Genomic DNA, 25545 nt, shown 5'->3' on the forward strand with positions numbered 1-25545 from the left:
TAGGCTGGAAACGTCGAAAGTAAATAAGAACAGTTATTTGTTACTGAGTTTGTTCTCTAGGTCATTCTGTACGATTTTAATTGCTTTTAATGCAGTTTCAGGTTCGATTTCATTCGACTCTAACAAGTAAATCAAATCGACGGCTAACTTCACCTCTTCTGGGGCATCATCGAGCGGAGATTTTGGTTGGTCAGTCATTACTGGTTCTTTTCCCTGTGAGTGATTTGATTTTCTAGCTTAAGCAGCGCTGCTTCGCATCGTTCTAATCGTTGTTCTGTTGCTAAAAGTACTTTCTGCGCTTCAGCACGAGCAAAGCTTGGGGAAAACTCAACAGCTCTCTCTTTCTCCAGCACCATTTCTCGTAATCGACGAGCCCACTCTTGGTGTTGAGCTAGTTCTTGATACAAGACATTAATTGGCTTTCTAAAGTGACTGCTGTGTTTTACTTCGTTTTTGCGAATTTTTGTGGTGGAAATTTCACGCTGAATTGCGCCAATTTGCGCGACTAATCTTTCAGTTAAGTACTCTGCTCGTAATGCCGTGAGCTTTTGCTCCTTTTGCTCGCGTACAATCGAATCAAGTGTTGCTGTTGCTTCTTTTACACAGGGTACGAGTAGCCGAGAGCGGCAGTGGAACAAACGCTCATCAAACAAAGGAACATGGTGTTCTCCACGCTGACGGTCAAGCATTGCAGCCTGTTTAGACATTTGTTCTAGATGTTCTGAAAGCTGGCTGATGTTCATGTTAATCCTACAAACCATGCATCGTAAGCGAGTTTAATGGCAAGCACGCTAACAACGGTAACAAAGACCGGACGTATGAACTTAGCACCAAAGTGGATTGCTGAATGCGCGCCAACAAAAGCACCAGCCATTAAACAGACGCCCATTGTTAAGCCTAGTACCCAGTTGATGTGTCCTAATACGGCAAATGTAACCAATGAAGTAAAGTTACTGGTAAAGTTCATTGCTTTAGCCAAACCAGACGCAAGCAAGATATTGAGTCGGTATAAGGCCATGGAACTCACCGTCCAAAAAGCCCCAGTTCCTGGCCCCGCTAAACCATCATAAAAGCCTATCGATAAGCCTTGCATATACTGCTTTTTATTTAGCATCGGACAAGGTTCGGGAGTTGGGCTTTGATGAGTCGACTGTGGTGGTTTATGGAAAACAGTATACATCGCAGCAGCGAGAATGATCAGCGGCAGCGCTTTCTCTAACCATTCTGTACTAATTGCATCAACAAATAGCGTTCCTAGTGTTGCACCAACAAGAGTGGCAACAAACGCTCTGCCCCAGCACTGGGGCTTAAAAAGACGTTTCTTATAGTAAGTATAGGCCGCCGTCGAAGAGGCAAAAGAGGCAGCTAACTTATTGGTGCCCAATGCGATGTGGGGAGGCAGCCCTAACGACAGTAACGCGGGAACAGTCAGCATACCACCACCGCCAGCAACAGCATCGATAAATCCAGCAACAAAAGCGACTAGCGCCAACACCAACAGCATGGTTGGCTCAATCATTTCCATAAATAGTTATTCTTTTAATATTCTATTTTGCGTTTAAACGGAGGAAGCGAATCAATCAGAGCTTGTCCGTAGCGTTTTGTTATCAAGCGTCTGTCGAGGATGGTCACTCTACCAGAATCTCGTTCTTTGCGCAGTAATCGACCAACGCTTTGGATCAGCTTTTTACTTGCATCTGGAACCGTGATTTGCATAAACGGGTTACCACCCTTTTTCTCGATGTACTCCGAGTGTGCTTGTTCAACTGGAGAAGTAGGGACCCCAAATGGAATTTTTGTGATAATGAGGTTTTCCAATAGCTCTCCAGGTAAATCAAGGCCTTCAGAAAAGCTGCCTGTACCAAAAAGGATGCTGGTTTTCTGCTTATCAATGAGCCTTTTATGTTTTTTTAGAATTTCTGTTCGTGAACTTTCGCCTTGAACTTGCAACGCCCAACCTCGTTTTATGAAACCAGCATTGAGTGCATCAGCAACTTGGTTCATCTGCCAATAAGAGGAGAATAATACCAAGTTCGCTTTATTGTCTTCTAAATACTTAGGCAAAATTTCAATAAGATATTCAGTAAACTGCGGTGCCTGCGGTTCATACTTCATTGCTGGTATCAGCAGTTCGGCTTGATTTTGATAATCGAAAGGAGACGCTAGTGCCAAAAACTGTGTTCCTGAGTCCGGTTTGGCGTCAACGCCCACTTGATGGCAAAAGTAATTAAATGAGTTTAGTGCTCGCATAGTGGCAGAAACCAATACGGCGCCGATGCAACGACTCCAGATTTGTTGGTCTAATTGCCATCCAATTTCCAACGGGGAAACGCTGACAATAAAATCGCCTTCACGATCTGGGTGTTTTTCTAACCAGCGCGCAAGAGGTGCACCTTTGTCTCGGCTTGGCTCGGCCATTAAACGCCAGACTTGAGCTAGGTTTTCCAAACGTTGGATGTAAAACCCTAACTCAGCCAAAGCTGGTTCCGCCAATCTTGATGAAAGTTCGCCATCTTTAACGCGCTCAGCTATTAGATCGGCGATCTTTGCGACGCTTTGGTTTGCCTTTTTGCTTAGTTGTTTTAAATCTTTTGATTGATTTTCCAACCAAGTCGGTAGCTCACCATGTTCAAAACGGTATATCCCTTCCTCAAACTGGGCTGGATCAAACTGTTTAGTCAGTTGGGTCAACGCAGGAATCAGTTCCTGTACGGATTCTTGTAGATCATTACGGAATCGACCAACACGTTTTTCATCTGTTAACGAAGAAAATTTGGTGATTGACTGGTTGAGCTTTTCTAACCAAGCAGCTGCACCTTTTAAACTGGCTGACGCAGAAGCGTGATCGCGAGCGACATGAGGTAGATGATGAGCTTCGTCAAACACGTAAATTGTGTTTTCTGGCTCAGGGAGGATCACTCCACCACCCAAATCTGCATCGGCCATTACGAGTGAATGATTGGCGATAATGACGTCATTTTTATCCAACTCTGCTCGAGCTTTTTGAAAAGGGCAGCCTCGGTGTGCTGGTAAGCTGTTGTTACAGCTGTGCTTATCACTGACAATAAGTTGCCATAACTGATCATCTATTGGTTTCGGCCAAGAGTCTCGGTCGCCATCCCACTTCCCTTGAGCGAGGGAGCGATACATGGTTTCCAGTAGCTCAATATCTTTCTTCTTCGGTTTAGTTTCAAACATCGCTAACTGGCCGCCATCGACACCACTTGCCGTCGCGAGTTTTTCAGCACAACAATAACGCTGTCGGCCTTTTGCAAGAATAAAAGAAAACTCTCGATCGGTGATACGACGAAAAAGAGGCAGGTCTTTATTCACCAACTGTTCTTGTAGAGCGACGGTGGCTGTTGAGATCACTACTTTACGATTGTTATAAACCGCCACAGGAATCGCTGCCATCAGATAAGAGAGTGATTTACCGATGCCAGTACCAGCTTCTGCAATCAACATGCGATTTGACTTGTGGTATTGCCCGCATAGTGTTTTCGCAATTTCTGCAACTAAGTAGTTTTGTGCTCTTCGTGGAACAAAATTATCAAGCTGCGCTTGTAAGTTTTGGTAACTGGTGCGAATCGATTTTTGAATGTTACTGGTTAGCATACGGGCCTCAAATGCGTTGGAGGCGCATAGTAGCACACATCACTAGTTGTACTGTAGTTCACAAAACGGAATGCTTTTATGATAAATATCGATCTTGTTCACAAAAAAATATTGAACCTAAACTAAATGAAAATAATTTCATTAGTCGAAAAATATAAAACTTCAAAAATGATACCTTTGTAGTGTTTTATTCTAAAGTTTATTGTTGCATGGCAATTGAAAGGTGTTTTCTATTTGTTATTAATGAATTACTAAATTAAGAAAAATCAAGTTCATTGTTTAGAACTTCATCGAATATTTTAAATGTAAATGCGCAAGACTTTGTATTTAAAGGTTATTTTTGTTTTTTGATAAAACTATTTAGAAAATTTGACAGTCAGAATAATCTTTTGCACTCTAGTGCCCAGATTTTGTAGGTAAAGCATTGTTACGTTTCGATAACAAGCTACCTCAAAAATATAAAAAAAGGGAATCGGACAAGGATATCCCGAACTAAGAAAAGGCAGTGGATTAAATATGAAAAAGACTCTTTTAGCACTAGCGGTTGCTGCTACAGCAACTACTGTGAATGCGGCTGAAGTATTCAAATCTGACGAAGGTTCTGTAGATTTCTACGGTCAGCTACGTCCAACTCTTCTATTCCTAGACAGCACAGACCACACTGCAGAGCTAAACACTAGCTCTTCACGTATGGGTGTAAACGGTGTTTACGTTGTAAACGATAGCCTAAAAGTTCTAGGTGAAGTTGAAATCGGTGTAGCTCTAGGTGATAACTACGGCGCTGGTGCTGATTCAAGTGAGCGTACTGACGACACTGTATTCGTTCGTCGCCACATCTTCGGTTTCGACATGGGCGAAATGGGTACTATCCGCTTCGGTAAAGAAGGTACTTTCGCAGATGACGTTTACGGTGCGGATTACTCTTACTTCTTCGGTGGCTCTGCTCTACTTTACGGACACGAGTGGAACAACGACTCTCAAATTAAATACGCATTCGAAAACGACGCATTCTGGCTAAAAGCGGGTTACGCTCTAGGCGAGAAAGACAAGAACGAAGAAGTTCGTGAAGTATTCGTAGGTAAGTCTTTCGGTGACCTATCTATGCACGCTGGTATCCTTTCTTCTGTAAACAAGATTGCGGTAAACAAGGTTGCTCACGATTCAGAAAACCTATCTTTTGAAGTAACTGGTGAGTACGCTCTAGGTGAGCACACTCTTGGTGCAACATACTACTACAACGAAGACGAGAACAAGATCTCAGACGAGACTGTTGATTCTCATGGTATCTCTCTAGCAGGTATGTTTGCAGTAGCTCCTAAGACAACTCTTTACTCTGGTTACGAGCTAGTAATGTCTTCTTCTGACCAAGCTGGTACTGTAGACGGTGATGATTCACGTTTCTACGCTGGTGTTGAGTACAAGTTCTCTAAATGGGCTCGCGTATTCGTTGAAGGCGCATACGTATTTGAAGAAACTTCAACTGACAACGTGAAGACAGACAGCAAAACTGACTTCGGTGTTGGTGCACGTTTCTACTGGTAATCAAAACCCAGTTTGATATTGTAAGACCCAGCTTTATGCTGGGTCTTTTACTATTGGAGATAAGGATTTAATTTCTATGCAGTTATCATTAAAAGTGGCAATCACACTTTCTGTTCTAGCCAGTACAAACTTATATGCTGCAACGACCTTGGTGGTTCCTGAAGACGTAAAATTACTTGCGGTAAATATGGAGAAGCCAAAGTTGGAGGGTGGTTTGTTTTCGGATGAGAAAACAATAGAGATTCCTGACGGTACCAACCAAATTGTCTTCAAGTATCAACCAGAATTTGAGATTGGTGATGATATCAAAGGGGTTTATGGCGACGCCATTATTGCCAAGTTTGATGTAAAAGACGAAGAACTGAAATTTGAACTACCAAAGTTCAAAACCTATCGCCAAGCACAAACCAACATCTCTCCTTTAGAGTGGCAACTACTAGACTCTAAAGGCCAGCCAATCGACCTTGTTGAAGACGTTCTTGAGTCCGATGGCGTTCAAATTGGTCGTAACTATGCTCAGGAAGCTCGCAACTATAATATTGCAGGCGGTGTCGCTGGGGTTGCTGTGACATATGTGACAGTAAACCAACACAGCCAAGCTGTTACAGGCGTAGAGCCTAAAGCGGTTGCGGTAGTCGACACGAAATCTGCGACTGCACAAGACAGCCAAATGGTTGATCTACTTAAGACGATGTACCAAAAGGCCACTCCACAAGAAAAAGAAACCTTTAAAAAGTGGGTTGCTCAACAATAATCGTTATTGGTGACGATAAAAACTAAAAAAGCAGACAAAAGTCTGCTTTTATGTTTTTTGATGTTTATTGTTAGAGCGTTATTTCTTTCCACTCGCCAGGTTTGAGGTTGTGTAACTCAATCCCTCCCATCGAGTAGCGTACGAGTCGCAGTGTCGGAAAACCGATATGTGCAGTCATACGTCTTACCTGACGGTTTCTTCCTTCTATGATAGTAATCGCTAACCACGTGGTTGGAATGTTTGCTCGGAATCGGACAGGTGGAGTCCTATCCCAGATCTCTGGTTCAGGCATCACTTCTACTTTTGCTGGTAAGGTTACGCCATCTTTTAGCTCTACGCCTTTACGTAGCATCTCCAAGTCTTCTTCTTTAGGGGCTCCATCCACTTGTACCCAGTAAGTTTTTGGTGATTTTGATTGGGGCTGCGTCAACTTCGCTTGCAAAATGCCATCGTTTGTTAAGACCATCAATCCTTCGCTGTCTCGATCTAAGCGGCCTGCGGCATACACATCTTTCACTGGAATAAAGTCGGCTAGCGTTTTGCGACCATCTCCATCAGTGAACTGGCTCAACGTGTCATACGGCTTATTAAAAATGATCACTTTGCGATCTTCTAGGGCAATGCGTGGCTTAGATGTTTTTGAAGCGCGGGCAGGGCGACTTTTTCGATTTTTCGCTTGTCCATTTGAGTGGTTTGCTTTTCCAGAGCGTTTAAAATGACTTGTTTTTGATTGGTGAGTACCGCGACCTTTTTCATGACCCGAGCGAGATGACATGTTAACTACCTTGCAAAAATGTAAATGAACTGTGTTTGAAAGTTTTATGTTTTCTTGTTATCGGCTATCATTTGCGCGCCTAAAACTAACAAAAGCGCAGAGAATAATAGACTATTTCGTGTTATTTGTTTAATGATATAGCTAAGTTGCTTTAGTGAGACATTTCTAACGGAAATGGACACCAAAGTAAGCTTGGCACCAAGTGCACTCATGGATATAGAGCCATAGAGCTTCAAACTATAAGAAAGAGTGCAAACCGCATGTCGCGTTGGTGAGGAGGAATGCACTACTAACGTTAAGCAATGCGTCAATTCAACGAACTCAGTTGCTGAGAAGTTCAGCTAAGTTGAGTAAAAAATAGGGAAATTTCATGCCTACAGAAAAACCTACAATTATCTATACAATCACTGATGAAGCCCCGGCGTTAGCAACCTATTCATTACTACCAATCATTCAATCGTTTACCGCATCGTCTGGCATCAACGTAGACACTCGTGATATTTCGCTAGCGGGACGCATTATCGCTAACTTCCCAGAGCATTTAAAAGAAGAACAACGTATTGGTGATGCTCTAGCAGAACTTGGCGAGTTAGCGAAAACACCGGAAGCGAACATCATTAAGCTTCCAAACATTTCGGCTTCAATTCCTCAACTAAAAGCCGCAATCAAAGAGTTGCAAGCGAAAGGGTATGAGCTTCCAAACTACCCTGAAGAACCGACCACTTACGAAGAAGAAGCAATTAAAGCGACTTACGACAAAATCAAAGGTAGTGCGGTAAACCCGGTGCTTCGTGAAGGTAACTCTGACCGTCGTGCTCCATTATCAGTTAAGAATTACGCGAAGAAAAACCCACACTCAATGGGTGCATGGTCAGCTGAGTCTCAATCTCATGTATCAAGCATGACAGGAGATGACTTCTTCGGTAGCGAAAAATCGACGACCATTACTGGTGCTACTGACGTTAAAATTGAATTCGTCGCTGCTGACGGTTCGGCAAAAGAACTTAAATCAGCATTCCCTCTGCAAGACAAAGAAGTGATCGATTGTTCAGTCATGAACAAGAAAGCGCTTGTTGAGTTCTTCGAGAAAGAAATTGCAGAAGCAAAACAGCAAGACGTCCTTCTGTCTCTTCACATGAAAGCAACCATGATGAAGGTATCGGACCCAGTTATCTTTGGCCACGCAGTTAAAGTGTACTACAAAGACGTTTTCGCAAAATACGGCAAGCTATTTGAAGAACTTGGTGTAGATGTAAACAACGGTCTTGGTGATGTTTATACTAAGATTGAATCTCTACCTGCTGAACAAAAAGCGGAAATTGAAGCAGCTATTTTAGCGGTATACGAGAGTCAACCAGCGCTTGCGATGGTTGACTCTGATCGTGGTATTACTAATCTCCACGTACCGAGTGACATTATCGTTGATGCATCTATGCCAGCAATGCTTCGTGCTTCTGGCCAGATGTGGGGACCAGATGGTAAGCAAAAAGACACGAAAGCGATGATCCCAGATCGTAGCTATGCGGGTATCTACCAAGCGGTTATCGATTTCTGTAAAGAACACGGTGCATTTGACCCAACTACAATGGGCAGCGTGCCAAACGTGGGTCTAATGGCTCAGAAAGCAGAAGAATACGGCTCACATGATAAGACATTTATCCTAGACGCTGCTGGTACTGTACGTGTTGTCGACACTTCTGGTGCGGTTCTTCTTGAGCAAACTGTCGAAGCAGGTGACATCTTCCGTATGTGTCAGGTGAAAGACGCGCCAATCCAAGATTGGGTGAAACTTGCCGTCACTCGCGCACGTGCAACAGGTGTACCAGCGGTGTTTTGGTTAGACGAAGCGCGTGCACACGATGCTGAACTGATCAAGAAAGTGAATGCATACCTTCCTGAGCACGACACTTCAGGTTTAGAGATCAAGGTTCTAGCGCCAATCGATGCATGTCAATTCTCTCTAGAGCGCATTAAAGAGGGGCTAGACACCATTTCTGTAACAGGTAACGTACTTCGTGACTACCTAACGGATCTATTCCCGATTTTGGAACTGGGTACTTCTGCGAAAATGCTGTCAATTGTTCCACTAATGAACGGCGGTGGTTTATTTGAAACTGGTGCTGGTGGCTCTGCGCCAAAACACGTCCAACAAGTTGAGAAAGAAAACCACTTGCGTTGGGATTCTCTGGGTGAGTTCCTTGCTCTAGCTGCATCATTGGAGCACCTAAGTACAGTTGCTGGTAATGCGAAAGCTCAGGTTCTGGCTGAGGCATTGGACAAAGCGACAGGTGAATTCCTAGACGAGAATAAATCACCGTCACGTAAAGTGGGTGAGTTGGATAACCGCGGTAGCCACTACTACCTTGCGACGTATTGGGCGAAAGCTTTGGCGGAACAAAGTGCAGATGCAGAACTGGCTGCTGAATTCGCACCAGTTGCTAAAGCCCTTGCAGAACAAGAAGAAGCGATTGTTGCTGAGTTGAACAACGCACAAGGTGTAAAAGGTGAACTCGGTGGTTACTACGCGCTAGATGATGCTCTTGCATCAACACTAATGCGTCCAAGTACGACGTTGAACGGCATCATTAACAAGTAAGCATTGATTTCGCGCTATTTCGGTAGCGCGTTTGTATGTTACTTAGTTTAGTGCTTTTACAAACGTAATAAACCCGCTCATAGGCGGGTTTATTTTTCTCTTCATAACACTAGAAGGTAAAGCCAGTGTTATGAGAGCAAATGGTTTTGTCTTTCCGACAGCGCTCTAGTTATTTGGCTTGGGCTTCTATTGGAACAACGCTGCTAGCGTGTGAGCCCTTTGGACCTTTTTCAATCTCGTATGAGACTTGTTGGCCTGCTTTCAGTGTACGATAACCGTCCATTTGGATAGTTGAGTAGTGGGCAAAGATGTCTCCTTCCTCTTCATCTGAACAGATAAACCCAAATCCTTTGGCATTGTTAAACCACTTTACTGTACCTGTAGCCATGCTTTTACATCCCTCATGCATTTTTTACTGATGTTGTTACAACACCAAGCCATACCTTTAGCTTGGTCTCATTGCTAGCGTTCACTAACACACGTCGAGTTGGGCACTTCCATATTCATCAAATTGTTAGAAATCCAACAAATTCAAAATGAGGATTTATGCATCAACACTTTCCACTGTAGTCAATGAATTCTGACAGTCAATAGTCAAAGGCAACAATCGGAAACATTATTGAAAACAAATCACTTTTGAGATTAACAATTTTGCAAAGTGTTTCTGCCGCATGCGTAAGCTTTTAGTTAAAAGGACTGCAAGGTGTTGATATAGGGGGGAGGCATACTAACCAAGTTGATTACATTAGAAGATTCTACTGAATGAATAAAAAATGACGTTTTCGTGATAAATAACCGATTATCAACCATTAAATGTGATCTTCTTTCTTATCGGAGCACTAATTAATATAAGTGAAGTGAGTCGAAATTTGGTAAACACAACCGCAAAAATAAGCATGTGTTGGGATAAAAATCTTTTATTTGCGCCCCTGCCAGAGGTGCATTAGTCTCTATGTAAGGACATAAATTTTATCTATCAAAGTCCAATTAGGTGCCACATCTCACTACACCGCATGGCATGCTTATGGTAGATTGTTTTTATAGGTTAAAAACATCAACCCTTTGATACGATATCTTTGAATTGCCATGAGTAAAAATTTTGAATGGGTGACTCCAGACTCTGATCTTCTGGAGCGAGAAAGTACGAAAGTTCAGCCACCTAAGCTGTACAACGTAGTTCTAAACAATGATGACTACACACCTATGGATTTCGTCATAGAGGTACTTGAGCGATTCTTCTCGCATGATATTGATAAAGCAACGCAAATCATGCTCAAGATCCACTATGAAGGAAAGGCAATCTGTGGCACATATAGCGCAGAGATTGCTGAGACAAAAGTAGCGCAAGTGACGATGTACTCAAGGGAAAATGAGCATCCGCTACTATGTACTATGGAGCAAGCGTAATAAGAAGACTTGCTCGAGCAACCAAAGTTGTTCTTTCGGGAGGTACTTATGCTAAATAAAGAACTAGAATCAAGCCTTAACGGTGCATTCGCTCGTGCACGTGATAAACGCCACGAGTTTATGACTGTCGAACACCTCCTACTTGCATTATTGGAGAATGATGCAGCTAAGGAAGCCCTACTAGCCTGCAAAGCGGATCTTGATGCTTTGCGCAATGAACTCGATATTTTTATCGACCAAACAACGCCACTCATCCCAGAAAGTGACGAGACGCGCGAAACCCAGCCGACATTGAGCTTTCAGCGTGTACTTCAGCGCGCCGTTTTCCATGTACAGTCGTCTGGTCGTAGTGAAGTAACCGGTGCAAATGTACTTGTTGCTATCTTTAGTGAGCAAGAATCTCACGCTGCTTATCTATTGAAGAAGAACGACATCTCTCGTTTAGACATCGTTAACTTCATTTCCCACGGCATCACAAAAGCTTCGGGTTCTAATGAAGACCCATCTTCGTCTGACTCCTTTGGCTCAGAAGCGCCAGAAGAAACGAATCCAGAAGAACGATTGGAAAGCTTTGCGACTAACCTAAACCAAGTCGCGAAAGCTGGTAATATCGATCCACTCATCGGGCGAGATAAAGAGCTAGAACGTACTATTCAAGTTCTTTGTCGCCGACGTAAAAACAACCCGTTGCTAGTTGGTGAAGCAGGCGTTGGTAAAACAGCAATCGCTGAGGGTCTAGCTTGGAGAATTGTTGAAGGCCAAGTACCAGAAGTGATTCAAAACAGTGTTATCTATTCTCTAGATATCGGCTCTTTGCTTGCTGGTACAAAATATCGTGGTGATTTCGAGAAACGCTTTAAGTCAGTCTTGAAGCAGCTTGAGAAAGAAGAAGACGCGATTCTGTTTATTGATGAAATTCACACCATCATTGGTGCAGGTGCAGCTTCTGGTGGTCAAGTTGATGCAGCGAACCTAATCAAACCTCTGCTGAGTAGCGGTAAACTGCGTTGTATCGGTTCGACAACTTACCAAGAGTACAGCAACATCTTTGAAAAAGAGCGCGCGTTGTCTCGCCGTTTCCAAAAGATAGATGTCGTAGAGCCATCGCTGGACGATACGACGAAGATCCTAATTGGTTTGAAACCAAAATACGAAGCGCACCATGAAGTCCGTTACACCAACAAAGCGCTACGTGCAGCGGTTGAGTTATCGGCAAAATACATCAATGAACGTCATTTGCCAGATAAAGCGATCGACGTGATTGATGAAGCTGGTGCACGCAGCCGTTTAGCGCCGGCGAGTCGTCGTAAGAAGACGGTTGGCGTTGCAGACATCGAATCCATGGTTGCGAAGATGGCGCGTATTCCAGAGAAATCTGTGTCGTCGTCTGACAAAGACATTCTGAAGAACCTTGATGACAAGATGAAGATGCTGGTCTTTGGCCAAGACAATGCGATTGACGCACTGTCAGAGGCGATCAAGCTATCTCGTGCTGGTTTAGGCGTTGATAACAAGCCTGTTGGTTCATTCTTGTTTGCCGGTCCAACTGGGGTAGGTAAAACAGAAGTGACGGTTCAGCTTTCTAAACTATTAGGCATTGAGCTTCTTCGTTTTGATATGTCTGAGTATGGTGAACGTCATTCTGTGAGTCGTCTGATTGGTGCACCCCCAGGTTATGTTGGTTACGATCAAGGTGGCTTGCTGACTGATGCGGTGCTAAAACACCCGCACTCAGTGGTTCTGCTTGATGAAATCGAAAAAGCACACCCAGATATCTTTAATTTGCTGCTGCAAGTCATGGATAACGGTACGCTAACAGATAATAACGGTCGCAAAGCGGATTTCCGTAACGTGATCCTTGTTATGACAACCAATGCTGGTGTAGCTGAAACTGAGAAGAAATCGATCGGTCTGATCCAACAGGACCACAGTCATGACGCGATGGCGGAAATTAAGAAGGTGTTCACACCTGAATTCCGTAACCGTCTAGATAATATCATTTGGTTCAATAGCCTGGACGAAACAGTCATTCATCAAGTTGTTGATAAGTTCATTGTTGAGCTTCAAGTACAATTGGATGCTCGCGGCGTATCAATGGAAGTGTCTCAAGACGCTCGCCATTGGTTGGCGGATAGAGGCTATGACAAAGCGATGGGAGCTCGTCCTATGGGGCGTGTTATCCAAGAGCAGCTTAAGAAACCTCTGGCAAATGAACTGTTGTTTGGTTCACTTGTAGATGGCGGAACAGTGAGAGTAACGCTTGTGAAAGACGAACTTAAGTTTGAATGCCTAAGCGAGAAAGAAGCAGCACTTCACTAATTCTCTGTTGAAATCTATTTTAAAAGCGTGCGCCTAGGTGTGCGCTTTTTTGTGTCTGCAAGAATGGAGCAAGCCTGTGGAGTGTATTGAAACTCCCAAAAATAAGCTTGGTATTGAGAGCAAAAAAACAGACAATAAAAAACGGAGCCTTGAGCTCCGTTTTTTATTGTATTCGAAAATCAGAGATTAACGAGCACGGAAGACGATGCGGCCTTTAGATAGGTCGTATGGAGTCATCTCTACAGTTACTTTATCACCAGTAAGGATACGGATGTAGTTCTTACGCATCTTGCCAGAGATATGTGCAGTCACAACGTGACCGTTTTCAAGTTCAACGCGGAACATAGTGTTTGGTAGAGTGTCAAGCACAGTGCCTTGCATCTCAATTACGTCTTCTTTAGCCATTTAATCCTCTTTAGAAATTAGGCGGTATTAGCGCGCTTATTTTGCCGCTAAACAGTAATTATGTAAAGTTGGGGCGTATTCTACCCTTGCCAACGCTGATTTACTAGCCTTTGGTGTCGTTGAAAGCGAGTTTTGTAGTTCATTGCCGGACATTCATCGATTTGATAGCCCAAATAAAGCCAATGTTTGTTCTGTTGCTGGCAAAACTCAATCTGATACAACACAGCTAACGTACCGAGAGATAAGGAAAAATCAGGGTCATAGAAGGTGTAAAAGGCGCTTGAACAATTCTCCATTATATCGGTAACTGCGACGGCGATTAATTGCCCAGAATCCGTGTATAAATGGAGAAAACCCGTCTTCAACCAAGTCGTTTGCGCAAATCTTGCGAACTCATCTTCTTTCGGTGGATACATAGTGCCATCTTTGTGGCGTTTACAAATATATCGACTGTATAAATCGAACCATGCATCATCGAGCTCAGATTTCATTTCCCATTGAATGGTCTTCGCTTTGTTCAATAAACGCTTTTGGCTTTTAGAACGGATGAAATCGGGCACAGCAATCCTTATCGGCTGACAAGCATTACACTGCTCACAGTGAGGTTTGTAAATCGTGTCGCCACTGCGACGAAACCCATTGGCCATGAGTATTTGGTAGTTCTGGTCGCTGTGTAAACTAGGATCTAGCGCCACTGCAACGCGCTCTTGGCGCTCCGGTAGGTAGCTGCATGGGTGATTGTTGGTCAACCCGATACGAATTTGTTGAAGATCCGTGCTCATGATTCAGCGCCTTGCAAAGTTTGTGGTTCGAACGTTTCCAAATTAATTTTCTTATCCCTTAAAGATAGTAGTTTTTGTACGAAATCGTCACGCTCAAGTTCAAAGGCTCCAAGGGATCGCAGGTGAGGGTTCATCACCTGACAATCGATTAATTGGCCTTGGTTTGACGCCAAATGTTCGCATAAATACCACAATGCAACTTTAGAAGCGTTGTCTTTGAGACTGAACATCGACTCACCACAGAAAAGTTGGCCGACGCTGATACCATACAACCCCCCGACCAATTGATCATCGTGCCATACTTCTACTGAGTGGCAGTGTCCTTGCTTGGCAAGCGCAATATAGGAAGCTTGCATCTCCGGATTGAGCCATGTTTCTTCCGCTGGACGGGTAGAAGCGCACAATTCAATTACGTGCTCGGTTGCATTGTTTAGCGTTACTTTATACTGTTGTTTACGCTGAAACTTTTTAAGGCTCTTTGATGGAGTGAAAGTTGCTGTGTCAAAAACCGCTCTCGGAGATGGACTCCACCATAAGATTGGTTCTCCAGGCCCATACCAAGGGAAGATTCCTTGATGGTAACCCGTTAGGATCCTTTGAGGATTGAGATCGCCCCCAAATGCTAACAAGCCATTTGGGTCGTGTAGGGCCTCATAGGGAGAAGGGAAGGCAAAAGAGTCATCAAGTTCAGTTAAATAAATAGCCATAAAGAAGAGTTTACCAACATCAAAGCCTATAGGAATGAAATATGAGCAGAGCAATACTTAGCGCAAAACGATGGGCATGGATCATACTGTTTTTACCATTTTTCGCCAATGCAGCTTATGAAAGAAATGTCGCAAAACCAGTGAATCAAGTGGTGTATGGCAAGGTTGATTCTGTGCGATACATTACTCAACAAGAAGTTAAACAGTCGCAAAGCAACGGTTGGGAAACACTACTCGGTGCGACCATTGGTGGCTTAGTTGGTAACCAGTTTGGTGGTGGTACAGGTAAAGAAGTCGCAACCGCAGTTGGCGCGTTGGCAGGTGCGGCCGTGGTCAAAAACCGTAATAACTACGAATATACGGTTGAATATAAATTGGTTGAATTACTGGTCAAGGTAGACGGCAACAAGCTAATTAATGTGATTCAAGACGTGGACAATAGTATGTTGTTTAACCGTGGTGACGATGTGCGAATCCTATATTTTGACGACGGTGTAAGGGTCGATATCGCTTATTAAGCTGACGTTAGCATACTAATTTTTGAGCTGACTAATTATTCAAAAATTAGCATGGATTTACTCTGGTTTTGTGTTGGTTTTTTCGTTAGTCTGAATTCACGAAGAATTGTTTAGCTCTCTAATAAAATCGAAAGAGGGCACAAAGGATTATCTACTTTCAATGGAAAGCCTAACGTTACAACCTATCAACAAAATTCAAGGGGAAGTGAATCTTCCTGGATCGAAAAGCGTTTCTAACCGAGCTCTGCTTCTCGCTGCCCTTGCAAAAGGCACGACTCGTTTGACCAACCTTCTAGATAGCGATGACATTCGCCATATGTTGAATGCACTGACTAAGCTTGGTGTGCAGTACCAACTGTCTGAAGACAAAACAGAATGTGTTGTAGAAGGTCTTGGTCGTCCATTTTCAGTTTCTGAACCAGTAGAGCTATTTCTTGGTAACGCGGGGACAGCGATGCGCCCGCTTGCCGCAGCATTGTGTCTTGGACATGGTGAGTATGTTCTGACTGGTGAACCTCGTATGAAAGAGCGTCCGATCGGTCACCTAGTGACAGCCCTTCAAACGGCTGGTGCAGACATTACTTACCTAGAAAACGAAAACTACCCACCACTGAAAATCGTCGGCACTGGTCTCAAATCTGGTTCTGTATCGATTGATGGTTCGATTTCTAGCCAATTTTTAACAGCATTTTTAATGTCAGCGCCTTTGGCTGAGAGCGAAATTCGCATCAATATTGAAGGCGAATTGGTTTCAAAGCCTTACATCGATATCACGCTGCATATCATGAAGCAGTTTGGTGTAGAAGTGATCAATAACGACTACCAAGAGTTTGTTATTCCTGCTGGTCAGCAATACATTGCGCCGGGTGACTTTTTGGTAGAAGGTGATGCATCATCGGCTTCTTATTTCTTGGCTGCAGCAGCGATAAAAGGTGGTGAGGTCAAAGTCACTGGCATTGGTAAAAACAGCATTCAAGGCGATATCCAATTCGCTGACGCACTGGAGAAAATGGGTGCTGAAATCGAGTGGGGTGAAGACTACGTCATTTCTCGTGTTGGTCAATTGAAAGGCATCGATATGGACTACAATCATATCCCAGATGCAGCAATGACAATCGCAACGACTGCATTATTCGCTGAAGGTACAACCGCGATTCGTAACGTGTACAACTGGCGCGTAAAAGAAACTGACCGTCTATCTGCAATGGCAACTGAACTTCGTAAAGTCGGTGCAGAAGTGGAAGAGGGTGAGGATTACATCATCGTTAAGCCTGTACCACAGCTTACGCATGCGGCGATTGACACCTACGATGATCACCGTATGGCGATGTGTTTTTCTCTGGTGGCGCTAAGCGATACACCTGTGACGATTAACGATCCTAAGTGTACGTCAAAGACATTCCCTGACTACTTTGATAAGTTGAAAGCACTGAGTTGTTAACTCACTTATTGAAAGAAAAAGCCAGAGTGGATACTCTGGCTTTTTTGATGAAATTTCAAAAGCTTATTTACTTAGTGTGAACTCTTTTGAAAGATGATGCGCTAGGTATTTAAACATATTGAATACCGCAGTGGTTTTGGGCGTCGGTAGGCCTTTATCGTCTAGGAAATACTCACCTTTAAACACCAAAACATCCTCTTTTTCTTCTACGCTTGTGGCACGCATTCCTTCGATAAAATCCTCGTGCTCTTGGATGATTTGGTTTGCGATCAACAGGAGGTCGAATCTTTCAATGTGTTTTCTATCAGACATAGCGTTCTCGTCATTCAATGAAACTTAATTGGCCGCAGTATACCTACAATTGCCGTGGCTTTGCAGAGGTAAATTTGTGATTACGTGTTTGCTACAAAGCACACATTAATATAGAAGAAAAACCGCAAAGCATTCTCATATGCTAATGATGCTTATTTCGCTGTCATGATCTAAGGTTACGTTCTGATAGCGAAAGAAAAAATATTTTGTGATGAGAGACAAAATTTATTGAATTCGACTAGCGGGCAGAAACTTTGCCTGCTTAGTATATGCCGCTCAAGACCTTTTGCAGAACCCTGCCTTGTTAAAGTATAAAGGCGATGAATTGTCAACCAATCGGATCTGAATTTCAAAAAAGCAGTTGATCTTCTTTTCATCTCGCACAATAGTAAAAAAAGAAGCAATGAAATAGAACATTATGCGGGTAGGCTCTTTTTGGAGTTTTCACCCGCATTATTATGAAGGACGTTAGAGTCAGTTATGGGTAAATCGCTCGTTATAGTGGAGTCACCAGCCAAGGCTAAGACGATAAACAAATACCTTGGTAAAGACTTTATTGTTAAGTCTAGTGTTGGTCACGTGCGTGATCTGCCTACGGCCGGTCAAAGCACTGGTGAGAAAAAAGCCGCGGCAATTTCTACGAAAGGAATGAGCCCGGAAGAAAAAGCGCGTGTCAAAAAAGAAAAAGACCGTAAAGCTCTGATCAAGAAAATGGGGATTAACCCATATCATGACTGGGAAGCGAACTATCAAATCCTTCCGGGTAAAGAAAAAGTCGTTAGTGAACTGCAAAAACTAGCCAAAGATGCTGATCACGTCTATCTCGCAACCGATTTGGACCGCGAAGGGGAAGCTATCGCATGGCACCTTCGTGAGATCATCGGTGGCGATGAAGAGCGATACAAACGTGTAGTTTTTAACGAGATTACAAAGAATGCTATCCAACAAGCTTTCCAGACTCCTGGTGAGTTGAATATGGATGGCGTGAACGCGCAGCAAGCACGTCGTTTCATGGACCGCGTAGTCGGTTTCATGGTTTCTCCATTGCTATGGAAGAAAGTGGCGCGTGGTTTGTCTGCGGGCCGAGTGCAGTCAGTGGCTGTTAAGCTATTGGTTGAACGTGAGCGCGAGATTAACGCATTTATTCCAGAAGAGTTCTGGGATATTCACGCAAACACTCATACAAAAGATAAGACAGCATTTAAGTTGCTCGTGGCGCAAAAAGAAGGCACTGCATTTAAGCCTGTGAATGAGGCGGAAACTAAAGCTGCAATGTCTGTACTTGAAAACGCAAGCTACGAAGTGTGTAAGCGTGAAGACCGCCCGACGAAGAGCAAACCGTCTGCGCCTTACATTACGTCGACATTACAGCAAGCGGCAAGTACACGTCTTGGCTACGGTGTGAAGAAAACCATGATGCTCGCTCAGCGTTTGTATGAAGCGGGTTACATCACTTATATGCGTACCGACTCGACAAACCTGAGTTCAGAGGCGGTGGATGCGGTTCGTGGATTTATCGGTTCAGAATTTGGTGACAAATACCTTCCAGCTAAACCATTAACTTATGGCAGCAAAGAAGGTGCACAAGAAGCGCACGAAGCGATTCGTCCTTCCGATGTTGCGGTGAAAGCAGAAGACCTACAAGGTGTTGATGCAGATGCGCATAAACTGTACTCGTTGATCTGGAACCAATTCGTTGCCTGTCAAATGACACCAGCAGAATACGATTCGACGACCATCAGCGTAAAAGCAGCGGAATACACGCTAAAAGCGAAAGGCCGCATTCTGAAGTTCGATGGTTGGACTCGTGTTCAGCGTCCAATGGGCAAAAATGAAGACACGATTCTTCCTGCGGTCCAATTGGGTGATAAGCTGAACCTTGAGTCTCTTGACCCGAAACAACACTTCACAAAGCCACCTGCGCGCTTTACTGAAGCAGCTCTCGTTAAAGAGTTAGAGAAACGTGGCATTGGCCGACCTTCAACCTACGCGTCAATCATTTCTACGATTCAAGATCGTGGTTACGTAAAAGTTGAACAACGCCGCTTCTACGCAGAGAAGATGGGTGAGATCGTGACAGACCGCCTAGATGATAGCTTCAACGATCTAATGAACTATGACTTCACTGCACGTATGGAGCAAAAGCTTGACCAAATCGCAGAAGGTGAGGTGAAGTGGAAATCGGTTCTTGATAACTTTTTCACTGACTTTACTGGTGACCTAGAACAAGCAGAGCAAGACGAAACTGAAGGTGGCATGAAGCTGAATCACATTGTGATGACAGATATTGAGTGTCCGACATGTAGCCGTCCAATGGGTATTCGTACCGCTTCAACGGGTGTATTCCTTGGTTGTTCTGGTTATGCATTACCACCGAAAGAACGTTGTAAGACAACGATCAACTTGGGTGATGAAGACGGCATCATCAATGTTCTTGAAGAGGACGTTGAAACAGCGGCACTGCGTGCTAAAAAGCGTTGTCCTATCTGTGAAACAGCGATGGATGCGTATCTAATCGACGATAAGCGCAAGATGCATGTTTGTGGTAATAACCCGAACTGTGAAGGCTACATCGTTGAACACGGCGAGTTTAAGGTGAAAGGCTACGATGGCCCAGTTGTCGAGTGTGACAAGTGTGGCTCTGACATGGTGCTTAAGAACGGTCGTTTCGGTAAATACATGGATTGTACGAGTGAAACGTGTAAGAACACTCGTAAGATTCTGAAAAATGGCGAAGTTGCGCCACCGAAAGAAGACCCAGTTCATTTCCCTGAACTGCCATGCGAAAACTCGGATGCGTACTTTGTTTTGCGTGATGGTGCTTCTGGCTTATTCATGGCAGCAAGTAACTTCCCTAAATCGCGTGAGACTCGTGCACCGTTAGTGTCAGAACTAGCACGCTTTGAAGAGCGTTTGCCTGAGAAGTTCAAGTACCTAACGACTGCGCCAGTTGCTGACCCTGATGGTCGTCCGACAGTGGTTCGATTTAGCCGTAAGAGCAAAGAGAACTATGTGCGAACGGAAGACGATGGCAAACCAAGTGGCTGGACTGCACTTTACATTGACGGTAAATGGGAAATCACCGACAAACGTAAAAAAGCCAAAGCATAATTAATGGTTCAAATGAAATAAGGCAGCGAATTCGCTGCCTTATTTTTTTCGTAAATTCCTGCTGTTTTATAAGTTATATCAATACGACTCACTTCAACTCCCTGCATTTTTATTTTCATCTTCCGGTCATAGTTTCATCGTATCCTGTCGCAAAACTGCACTTGTGTAGTCAATCGGTTTGTAAATTGTTTTCACAATGTAATCGTTTGCGTCCCGTTGTGTGATCAAGATATCGTCTTGAGTAAGTAACATCTGTATGTCACACAGAATGGCGTATTTAAAATTGTAATTTAGTTCCAGTTCGATAACTTATTACACAAATAATGCAACTGTATGCTGCTATTTGGTGCTGAGAATAAAAAATAAATAAGGTGCCTGCATAGAGGATGTGCAATAGCTTTTTTTGTTTATACCGCGAGAGCTCAGAGAAGCCCATCGGTATGGATGTACTAACGTGTTCGCTTGACTCCCCGAGTCCTGCTCACCTCAAACGAACACTAATTCCAAGCTATAACTATATATGGAGAACAACGAATGGCTGGTGTTTTGGGAATGATTCTTGCTGGCGGTGAAGGCTCTCGTCTGAGACCTTTAACGGAATCCCGCAGTAAACCTTCGGTCCCTTTCGGCGGAAGTTACCGACTTATTGATTTCGCTTTGAACAACTTCGTGAATGCGGATCTGATGCGCATTTATGTCCTCACTCAATTTAAGTCTCAATCTTTGTTCCATCATATGAAGAAGGGTTGGAACATCAACGGTATTACCGATCGATTCATCGACCCAATCCCAGCACAAATGCGTACGGGTAAGCGTTGGTATGAAGGTACGGCGGATGCTATCTATCAAAACCTACGTTTTATGGAGCTTGCTGAGCCTGACCAAGTTTGTATTTTTGGTTCTGATCACATCTATAAAATGGACATCAAACAGATGTTGAACTTCCACAAAGAAAAAGAGGCATCGTTGACCGTTTCAGCATTACGTATGCCTTTGTGTGAAGCATCGCAATTTGGTGTTATTGAAGTGGATGCCGAAGGTCGTATGATCGGTTTTGAAGAGAAACCAGCACAACCTAAATCAATCCCGGGCGATCCAGAACATGCACTCGTTTCCATGGGCAACTACGTATTTGAAGCCCAAGCGCTATTTTCTGAGCTGATTGAAGATGCGGATAATGAAGCGTCTTCACACGACTTTGGTAAAGACATCATTCCTAAGATGTTCCCACGTGGCGACGTGTTTGTTTATGACTTCAGCACAAACCGTATTACTGGTGAAAAAGAAGAAGTTTACTGGCGTGATGTCGGTACTATTGACGCGTACTGGCAAGCTCATATGGATTTGTTGGAAAAAGACGCCCCGTTTTCTCTCTACAACCGCAAATGGCCACTGCACACTTACTACCCACCATTGCCGCCTGCAACGTTTACCGACTCAGTTAATGGCCGAGTTCAAATCATCGACAGCTTAGTATGTAACGGGAGTTACGTGCGAGGCTCAAGAATTGAAAAATCGGTACTGGGTTTCCGCAGCAACATCGCTTCTGCGTGTGACATCAGCCAAAGTATTTTACTTGGTGATGTTAAGGTCGGTGAAGGATGTGTACTTCGTCGCGTGATTGTAGACAAGGATGCCGACATTGCACCTGGTACGCAAATTGGTGTAAATCTACAAGAAGATAAAAAGCACTACCACGTGTCAGAAGATGGCATTGTTGTGATTCCAAAAGGAGCAAGAGTTGGCTACTAACAATTTGTCTGTACTGTTTGTAGCGTCTGAAGTCGAAGGACTGATAAAGAGTGGTGGCTTGGCTGATGTAGCCAAGGCACTGCCAGAAGCCCTTCAAAACCTTCAGCAGGATGTACGAATTACAATTCCAGCTTACACCGCTATCGAGCGACTAGCGGAAGCCGAGTTGGAATTAGATACCGAGTTAGCGCACTGGCCGTATACGGCATACAAAGTGTTGAAGCTAAACCTTGGTGATAATCCGGTCTATTTGATTGATTGCCCTCCGTATTTCAATCGTCCGTCAATGTACGCTGAAAATAACCAAGCTTACACGGATAACGGTGAGCGCTTCGCGTTTTTTAGTGCAGCGTGTCTAGATATGTTGCCAAAACTTGGTTTTCAACCAGATATTGTGCATGCCAACGATTGGCATACTGGTTTAGTCCCATTTTTGCTTAAACATCGTTATGGCAATGAAGCATTTTTTGCCAAGACTCGCAGTGTAATTTCCATTCACAACGCAGTCTTTAAAGGGGTATTTAGCTACGATGACGTCCAGTGTTTACCTGAATTTCACAGTCGAAATGTTCCTGATGCCGCGGTAAGTGCAACGCACATCACGATGCTCAAAGCAGGGGTGATGAACGCGGATAAAATCAATGCGGTAAGCCCCACCTACGCTGAAGAGCTTAAAACAGAACTTGGCAGCCATGGTATGGCGTGGGAATTCCAGCAACGCGCAGGTGATCTTGTTGGGATTTTAAATGGTTGCGATTACGGAACATGGAACCCTGAAACCGATTCTAATCTTCCGTTAAATTACAAAGCGAACCGTCAAAGCATGGTCCGTGGCAAAAATGCATGTAAAAAAGCGCTACAGCAAAGGCTGGGGATTGAAGAATCAGACAACGCCATGTTCGGTATGGTGTGTCGTCTAACGCAACAGAAAGGTGTGCATTACCTGCTGCCTGCATTAGCTGATTTCCTTAAGCATAATGTTCAACTCGTCGTTGTTGGCACTGGTGATCCTGTTCTTGCTGCACAGTTAAGAGACGTAGCCGCACAATTTGCGAGTAAGTTTGTTTTTGTAGAGGCTTACGATAACGAGCTAGCACATTTGGTTGAGGCAGGCTCGGATTTCTTCTTAATGCCTTCTGAATTCGAGCCGTGTGGTTTGAACCAAATCTACAGCATGGCCTATGGCACTTTGCCAATCGTTCGTGGGGTAGGTGGCTTGAAAGACAGCGTGAATGACTACGATGTGGATCCAGCTGATGCAACGGGCTTCGTTTTCTATGAACCAACACCGCAAGGTCTATTACTGACAATGTTGAGAGCACTTCTTCTTTACGCACAAAATGTGACAGAAGTGAGACGTGTACAACTTCATGCTATGCAAAAAGACTTTTGTTGGCGAAAAGCTGCAGAAGAGTATTTGCAACTGTATAGGGCTGCGTTAAATTGACGCAAAATCTTTAAAAAGTGTAACGAAAGGCACCGAATTAGGTGCCTTTATTACTTTGCTCTTATGGAGTGTGGTAGGATTTACCCACACTTTTTCATACAGAATGCTTTTCAAACTGATAAATGACTCAGCCACTTCTATTCCATAAAACCTATTTACACCCTACCAGCAATGAGTGGGTCGTTTTCGTGCATGGTGCTGGTGGCAGTTCTTCAATATGGTTTAAACAATTAAAGGCCTATAAAGAGCACTTTAATTTGGTCTTAATCGATCTCCGTGGACACGGCAAGTCAAACCAGTTGATCAAAGAACTGATGACAAGTCGTTATACCTTTACTGAGGTGACACAGGACATTTTAAAGGTTCTGGATCATTTGAAGATCCAATCCGCACACTTTGTTGGTATGTCTTTGGGTACAATTATTGTGCGTAACCTTGCCGAAATGGCAACAGAGCGTGTGAGCTCTATGGTGCTTGGTGGGGCGGTAACGCGCTTAAACACTCGCTCTCAGATCTTAGTTAAACTCGGTAATCTTGGAAAGCACATCCTCCCTTACATGTGGCTGTATAAGCTCTTTGCTTACATCGTTATGCCACAAAAAAATCAACGCGAATCTCGTCACTTGTTTATTCGTGAAGCAAAGAAGTTATGCCAAAAAGAGTTTAAGCGTTGGTTCACACTGGCGGCGGATGTAAATCCGTTAATGAAGTATTTTAAAGATAAAGAGTTGCCTATTCCGACGCTGTACCTAATGGGGGATAGAGACTACATGTTCATTAAGCCAGTAAAAGAAATGGTTGCAGTGCATAAGCTAAGCTCATTACGTGAAATTCCAAATTGTGGCCACGTGTGCAACGTAGAACGTCCAGAAGATTTTAATCAACACTCTATTGAGTTTATTAAGCAGCAAAGTCTAGCGGCTTAATAGATTTGAGAACCGATCTAAAAAGATAGGGGAGCCATCATAGCCCCCCTATTTGATATCCACATTGCCAACAAGCACCAAACTGTCCCTCATTCTTCTCTGCACATTGCGGACATTGCCAGTCTTGGTAAGTAAGCTCTGTTTGTTGTCGATAGTCTTCGACAATCGCAGACGCCTTCAACTGCTGTTCCGGATGTAAAAGCCAAACATACGGGTCTGTATCATCGCTGAAGGGCAACTCTCCCTTCAACCCAAACATACCTTCGCCTCTTACTTCACAGTGAATCTGTTCGGTTTTGAGGAGCTCACAAACGATATGAGCTTCCGCAGGGTTTTTAGCGATGAAGATTTTCATTAGGCATTTCCATTTTGAACTTGAGCAGGGCGGACCTTATTCATAACCCATTTAGCGATAATAGGGAACAAACCAAGCAGAGCAAATGATGCTAATACGGTTGGTGACACAATTCCTGAAAGACTGTCGATAGTGGCTAGTTGAGTGCCCGCATTTAAGTAAACGGCAGTACCAGGCAGCATGCCGATTTGGCTTGTTAAATAGAAGCGGCTGATAGACATTGGTGTTAACCCCATTAAGAGGTTAATCAAGAAAAATGGGAATACTGGGATCAAACGCAGTGAAAACAAATAAAACGCTCCGTCTTTTTCTACACCTTGGTTAATGGCATTTAACTTATTACCAAATTTACTTTGTACCCATTCACGTAATAAGTAGCGGCTGCTTAAGAAAGCAATTGTTGCGCCGATGGTGCTAGCAAAAGACACCAATAATAAACTGGTCCAAAAACCAAATAGGGCGGCGCCGAGCAGGGTAACAACGGCGGCTCCTGGAATAGAGAAAGCGGTGATTGCGATGTAAGCCAAGAAGTAGGTCGCCGCAGCAAACACAAAGTTTTGGTCAATGAACGTATTTAGTGCTGCTTGTTGTGCTTTGGCATTTTCTAAGGTGAGATACTGGCCAAAATTCACTCCTAAAAAGAGGATGGTTGCGAGCAGGATCAGTCCTAAAATCAGTTTCTTATTCATCGTAATTACTCCATTTGGCTTCTTAAATAATAAGACAGAATAAGAGAAGAAAAAATTTCAAAAAAAAACCGCAGTATGAAAACTGCGGTTTT

At 43.7% G+C, this 25545-nt stretch carries 23 protein-coding genes; 11 read left to right on the plus strand and 12 right to left on the minus strand.

Annotated elements, in window-relative coordinates:
- Positions 1-33: 33 nt before the first annotated feature.
- From rsmS to dinG, 4 genes are read right to left on the minus strand one after another with little or no spacing between them, the layout of a single operon-like run.
- A complete protein-coding gene (gene rsmS, locus OQJ86_RS00525) occupies positions 34-198 on the minus strand; it encodes a pleiotropic regulatory protein RsmS (RefSeq protein WP_038866726.1) in 165 nt (54 codons plus the stop codon).
- The gene (locus tag OQJ86_RS00530; RefSeq protein ID WP_038866728.1) at positions 198-743 is read right to left on the minus strand and encodes a primosomal replication protein; all 546 of its coding nucleotides are present in this window, start codon (positions 741-743) and stop codon (positions 198-200) included. Before OQJ86_RS00530 ends, rsmS begins: the two co-directional genes overlap by 1 nt.
- On the minus strand, positions 740-1525 hold the full coding sequence (locus tag OQJ86_RS00535; protein WP_038866730.1) for a sulfite exporter TauE/SafE family protein: 786 nt from the start codon (positions 1523-1525) through the stop codon (positions 740-742). Before OQJ86_RS00535 ends, OQJ86_RS00530 begins: the two co-directional genes overlap by 4 nt.
- 14 nt (positions 1526-1539) lie before the next feature.
- Positions 1540-3615 (minus strand): ATP-dependent DNA helicase DinG, encoded by a 2076-nt coding sequence (gene dinG / locus OQJ86_RS00540; RefSeq protein ID WP_038866732.1) that lies wholly within the window; start codon positions 3613-3615, stop codon positions 1540-1542.
- A 516-nt stretch (positions 3616-4131) separates the two neighbouring features.
- Between dinG and OQJ86_RS00545 the strand changes: the two genes are divergently transcribed.
- Together OQJ86_RS00545 and OQJ86_RS00550 are read left to right on the plus strand one after the other, a co-directional pair.
- Positions 4132-5157 (plus strand): porin, encoded by a 1026-nt coding sequence (locus tag OQJ86_RS00545; RefSeq protein ID WP_020195015.1) that lies wholly within the window; start codon positions 4132-4134, stop codon positions 5155-5157.
- Between the two features lie 76 nt (positions 5158-5233).
- Positions 5234-5911 carry a DUF2057 family protein gene (locus OQJ86_RS00550; protein ID WP_038866735.1) on the plus strand — a complete coding sequence of 226 codons (678 nt, stop codon included), beginning with the start codon at positions 5234-5236 and terminating at the stop codon, positions 5909-5911.
- Positions 5912-5981: 70 nt separating this feature from the next.
- Here OQJ86_RS00550 and OQJ86_RS00555 read toward each other — a convergent pair whose 3' ends face one another.
- Entirely contained in the window at positions 5982-6686 is a 705-nt protein-coding gene (locus OQJ86_RS00555) for a pseudouridine synthase (protein WP_039976242.1), read from the minus strand.
- 370 nt (positions 6687-7056) lie between these two features.
- Between OQJ86_RS00555 and OQJ86_RS00560 the strand changes: the two genes are divergently transcribed.
- Positions 7057-9282, plus strand: coding sequence for an NADP-dependent isocitrate dehydrogenase (locus OQJ86_RS00560; RefSeq protein ID WP_265985126.1), 2226 nt, complete (start codon positions 7057-7059; stop codon positions 9280-9282).
- A 169-nt stretch (positions 9283-9451) separates the two neighbouring features.
- Here the strand turns inward: OQJ86_RS00560 and cspD are convergent, their stop codons facing one another.
- Positions 9452-9670, minus strand: coding sequence for a cold shock domain-containing protein CspD (gene cspD, locus OQJ86_RS00565; protein ID WP_038866741.1), 219 nt, complete (start codon positions 9668-9670; stop codon positions 9452-9454).
- Between the two features lie 698 nt (positions 9671-10368).
- On the opposite strand from cspD, the gene clpS reads away from it, so the two are divergent.
- Both clpS and clpA read left to right on the plus strand, forming a co-directional pair.
- The gene (gene clpS, locus OQJ86_RS00570; protein ID WP_005427554.1) at positions 10369-10689 is read left to right on the plus strand and encodes an ATP-dependent Clp protease adapter ClpS; all 321 of its coding nucleotides are present in this window, start codon (positions 10369-10371) and stop codon (positions 10687-10689) included.
- 48 nt (positions 10690-10737) lie between these two features.
- Positions 10738-13008, plus strand: coding sequence for an ATP-dependent Clp protease ATP-binding subunit ClpA (gene clpA, locus OQJ86_RS00575; protein WP_265985131.1), 2271 nt, complete (start codon positions 10738-10740; stop codon positions 13006-13008).
- Between the two features lie 186 nt (positions 13009-13194).
- On the opposite strand, the gene infA is transcribed toward clpA, so the two are convergent.
- The 3 genes from infA to aat all read right to left on the minus strand — a co-directional run bounded on the left by infA (position 13195) and on the right by aat (position 14902).
- Positions 13195-13413 carry a translation initiation factor IF-1 gene (gene infA / locus OQJ86_RS00580; protein WP_001040192.1) on the minus strand — a complete coding sequence of 73 codons (219 nt, stop codon included), beginning with the start codon at positions 13411-13413 and terminating at the stop codon, positions 13195-13197.
- An 80-nt stretch (positions 13414-13493) separates the two neighbouring features.
- Positions 13494-14195 carry an arginyltransferase gene (locus tag OQJ86_RS00585; RefSeq protein WP_038875949.1) on the minus strand — a complete coding sequence of 234 codons (702 nt, stop codon included), beginning with the start codon at positions 14193-14195 and terminating at the stop codon, positions 13494-13496.
- Complete coding sequence (gene aat / locus OQJ86_RS00590) at positions 14192-14902, minus strand: leucyl/phenylalanyl-tRNA--protein transferase (protein ID WP_237303619.1); 711 nt, start codon at positions 14900-14902, stop codon at positions 14192-14194. The genes OQJ86_RS00585 and aat overlap by 4 nt, the downstream gene beginning before the upstream one ends.
- 41 nt (positions 14903-14943) lie before the next feature.
- On the opposite strand from aat, the gene OQJ86_RS00595 reads away from it, so the two are divergent.
- Positions 14944-15420 carry a glycine zipper 2TM domain-containing protein gene (locus OQJ86_RS00595; RefSeq protein WP_038866750.1) on the plus strand — a complete coding sequence of 159 codons (477 nt, stop codon included), beginning with the start codon at positions 14944-14946 and terminating at the stop codon, positions 15418-15420.
- 160 nt (positions 15421-15580) lie between these two features.
- Positions 15581-16861 carry a 3-phosphoshikimate 1-carboxyvinyltransferase gene (gene aroA / locus OQJ86_RS00600; protein WP_237303620.1) on the plus strand — a complete coding sequence of 427 codons (1281 nt, stop codon included), beginning with the start codon at positions 15581-15583 and terminating at the stop codon, positions 16859-16861.
- 63 nt (positions 16862-16924) lie between these two features.
- On the opposite strand, the gene OQJ86_RS00605 is transcribed toward aroA, so the two are convergent.
- Positions 16925-17173, minus strand: a complete 249-nt coding sequence (locus OQJ86_RS00605) for a YciN family protein (RefSeq protein ID WP_104038016.1) — start codon at positions 17171-17173, stop codon at positions 16925-16927.
- 480 nt (positions 17174-17653) lie between these two features.
- On the opposite strand from OQJ86_RS00605, the gene topA reads away from it, so the two are divergent.
- The 4 genes from topA (at position 17654) to OQJ86_RS00625 (ending at position 24409) form a co-directional block, all read left to right on the plus strand.
- A complete protein-coding gene (topA, locus tag OQJ86_RS00610) occupies positions 17654-20284 on the plus strand; it encodes a type I DNA topoisomerase (RefSeq protein ID WP_038866755.1) in 2631 nt (876 codons plus the stop codon).
- A gap of 534 nt (positions 20285-20818) precedes the next feature.
- Positions 20819-22036: a glucose-1-phosphate adenylyltransferase gene (gene glgC / locus OQJ86_RS00615; protein WP_042602682.1), complete on the plus strand. Its 1218-nt coding sequence runs from the start codon at positions 20819-20821 to the stop codon at positions 22034-22036.
- Positions 22026-23483, plus strand: coding sequence for a glycogen synthase GlgA (gene glgA, locus OQJ86_RS00620; protein ID WP_038875955.1), 1458 nt, complete (start codon positions 22026-22028; stop codon positions 23481-23483). The genes glgC and glgA overlap by 11 nt, the downstream gene beginning before the upstream one ends.
- Before the next feature lie 122 nt (positions 23484-23605).
- Positions 23606-24409, plus strand: a complete 804-nt coding sequence (locus tag OQJ86_RS00625; RefSeq protein WP_038866759.1) for an alpha/beta fold hydrolase — start codon at positions 23606-23608, stop codon at positions 24407-24409.
- Positions 24410-24446: 37 nt separating this feature from the next.
- On the opposite strand, the gene OQJ86_RS00630 is transcribed toward OQJ86_RS00625, so the two are convergent.
- Both OQJ86_RS00630 and OQJ86_RS00635 read right to left on the minus strand, forming a co-directional pair.
- The gene (locus OQJ86_RS00630; RefSeq protein WP_265985146.1) at positions 24447-24764 is read right to left on the minus strand and encodes a putative signal transducing protein; all 318 of its coding nucleotides are present in this window, start codon (positions 24762-24764) and stop codon (positions 24447-24449) included.
- Positions 24764-25453 carry a TVP38/TMEM64 family protein gene (locus OQJ86_RS00635; RefSeq protein WP_038866761.1) on the minus strand — a complete coding sequence of 230 codons (690 nt, stop codon included), beginning with the start codon at positions 25451-25453 and terminating at the stop codon, positions 24764-24766. The genes OQJ86_RS00630 and OQJ86_RS00635 overlap by 1 nt, the downstream gene beginning before the upstream one ends.
- Positions 25454-25545 lie beyond the last annotated feature (92 nt).

The sequence above is a fragment of the Vibrio sp. Sgm 5 genome (genome assembly GCF_026241575.1).
Lineage (GTDB): Bacteria > Pseudomonadota > Gammaproteobacteria > Enterobacterales > Vibrionaceae > Vibrio > Vibrio jasicida.

Excerpts from the sequence above, each read along its gene's own strand:
- rsmS (WP_038866726.1), bottom strand. The coding sequence starts at position 198 with ATGACTGACCAACCAAAATCTCCGCTCGATGATGCCCCAGAAGAGGTG.
- OQJ86_RS00530 (WP_038866728.1), bottom strand. The coding sequence starts at position 743 with ATGAACATCAGCCAGCTTTCAGAACATCTAGAACAAATGTCTAAACAG.
- OQJ86_RS00535 (WP_038866730.1), bottom strand. The coding sequence starts at position 1,525 with ATGGAAATGATTGAGCCAACCATGCTGTTGGTGTTGGCGCTAGTCGCT.
- dinG (WP_038866732.1), bottom strand. The coding sequence starts at position 3,615 with ATGCTAACCAGTAACATTCAAAAATCGATTCGCACCAGTTACCAAAAC.
- OQJ86_RS00545 (WP_020195015.1), top strand. The coding sequence starts at position 4,132 with ATGAAAAAGACTCTTTTAGCACTAGCGGTTGCTGCTACAGCAACTACT.
- OQJ86_RS00550 (WP_038866735.1), top strand. The coding sequence starts at position 5,234 with ATGCAGTTATCATTAAAAGTGGCAATCACACTTTCTGTTCTAGCCAGT.
- OQJ86_RS00555 (WP_039976242.1), bottom strand. The coding sequence starts at position 6,686 with ATGTCATCTCGCTCGGGTCATGAAAAAGGTCGCGGTACTCACCAATCA.
- OQJ86_RS00560 (WP_265985126.1), top strand. The coding sequence starts at position 7,057 with ATGCCTACAGAAAAACCTACAATTATCTATACAATCACTGATGAAGCC.
- cspD (WP_038866741.1), bottom strand. The coding sequence starts at position 9,670 with ATGGCTACAGGTACAGTAAAGTGGTTTAACAATGCCAAAGGATTTGGG.
- clpS (WP_005427554.1), top strand. The coding sequence starts at position 10,369 with ATGAGTAAAAATTTTGAATGGGTGACTCCAGACTCTGATCTTCTGGAG.
- clpA (WP_265985131.1), top strand. The coding sequence starts at position 10,738 with ATGCTAAATAAAGAACTAGAATCAAGCCTTAACGGTGCATTCGCTCGT.
- infA (WP_001040192.1), bottom strand. The coding sequence starts at position 13,413 with ATGGCTAAAGAAGACGTAATTGAGATGCAAGGCACTGTGCTTGACACT.
- OQJ86_RS00585 (WP_038875949.1), bottom strand. The coding sequence starts at position 14,195 with ATGAGCACGGATCTTCAACAAATTCGTATCGGGTTGACCAACAATCAC.
- aat (WP_237303619.1), bottom strand. The coding sequence starts at position 14,902 with ATGGCTATTTATTTAACTGAACTTGATGACTCTTTTGCCTTCCCTTCT.
- OQJ86_RS00595 (WP_038866750.1), top strand. The coding sequence starts at position 14,944 with ATGAGCAGAGCAATACTTAGCGCAAAACGATGGGCATGGATCATACTG.
- aroA (WP_237303620.1), top strand. The coding sequence starts at position 15,581 with ATGGAAAGCCTAACGTTACAACCTATCAACAAAATTCAAGGGGAAGTG.
- OQJ86_RS00605 (WP_104038016.1), bottom strand. The coding sequence starts at position 17,173 with ATGTCTGATAGAAAACACATTGAAAGATTCGACCTCCTGTTGATCGCA.
- topA (WP_038866755.1), top strand. The coding sequence starts at position 17,654 with ATGGGTAAATCGCTCGTTATAGTGGAGTCACCAGCCAAGGCTAAGACG.
- glgC (WP_042602682.1), top strand. The coding sequence starts at position 20,819 with ATGGCTGGTGTTTTGGGAATGATTCTTGCTGGCGGTGAAGGCTCTCGT.
- OQJ86_RS00625 (WP_038866759.1), top strand. The coding sequence starts at position 23,606 with ATGACTCAGCCACTTCTATTCCATAAAACCTATTTACACCCTACCAGC.
- OQJ86_RS00630 (WP_265985146.1), bottom strand. The coding sequence starts at position 24,764 with ATGAAAATCTTCATCGCTAAAAACCCTGCGGAAGCTCATATCGTTTGT.
- OQJ86_RS00635 (WP_038866761.1), bottom strand. The coding sequence starts at position 25,453 with ATGAATAAGAAACTGATTTTAGGACTGATCCTGCTCGCAACCATCCTC.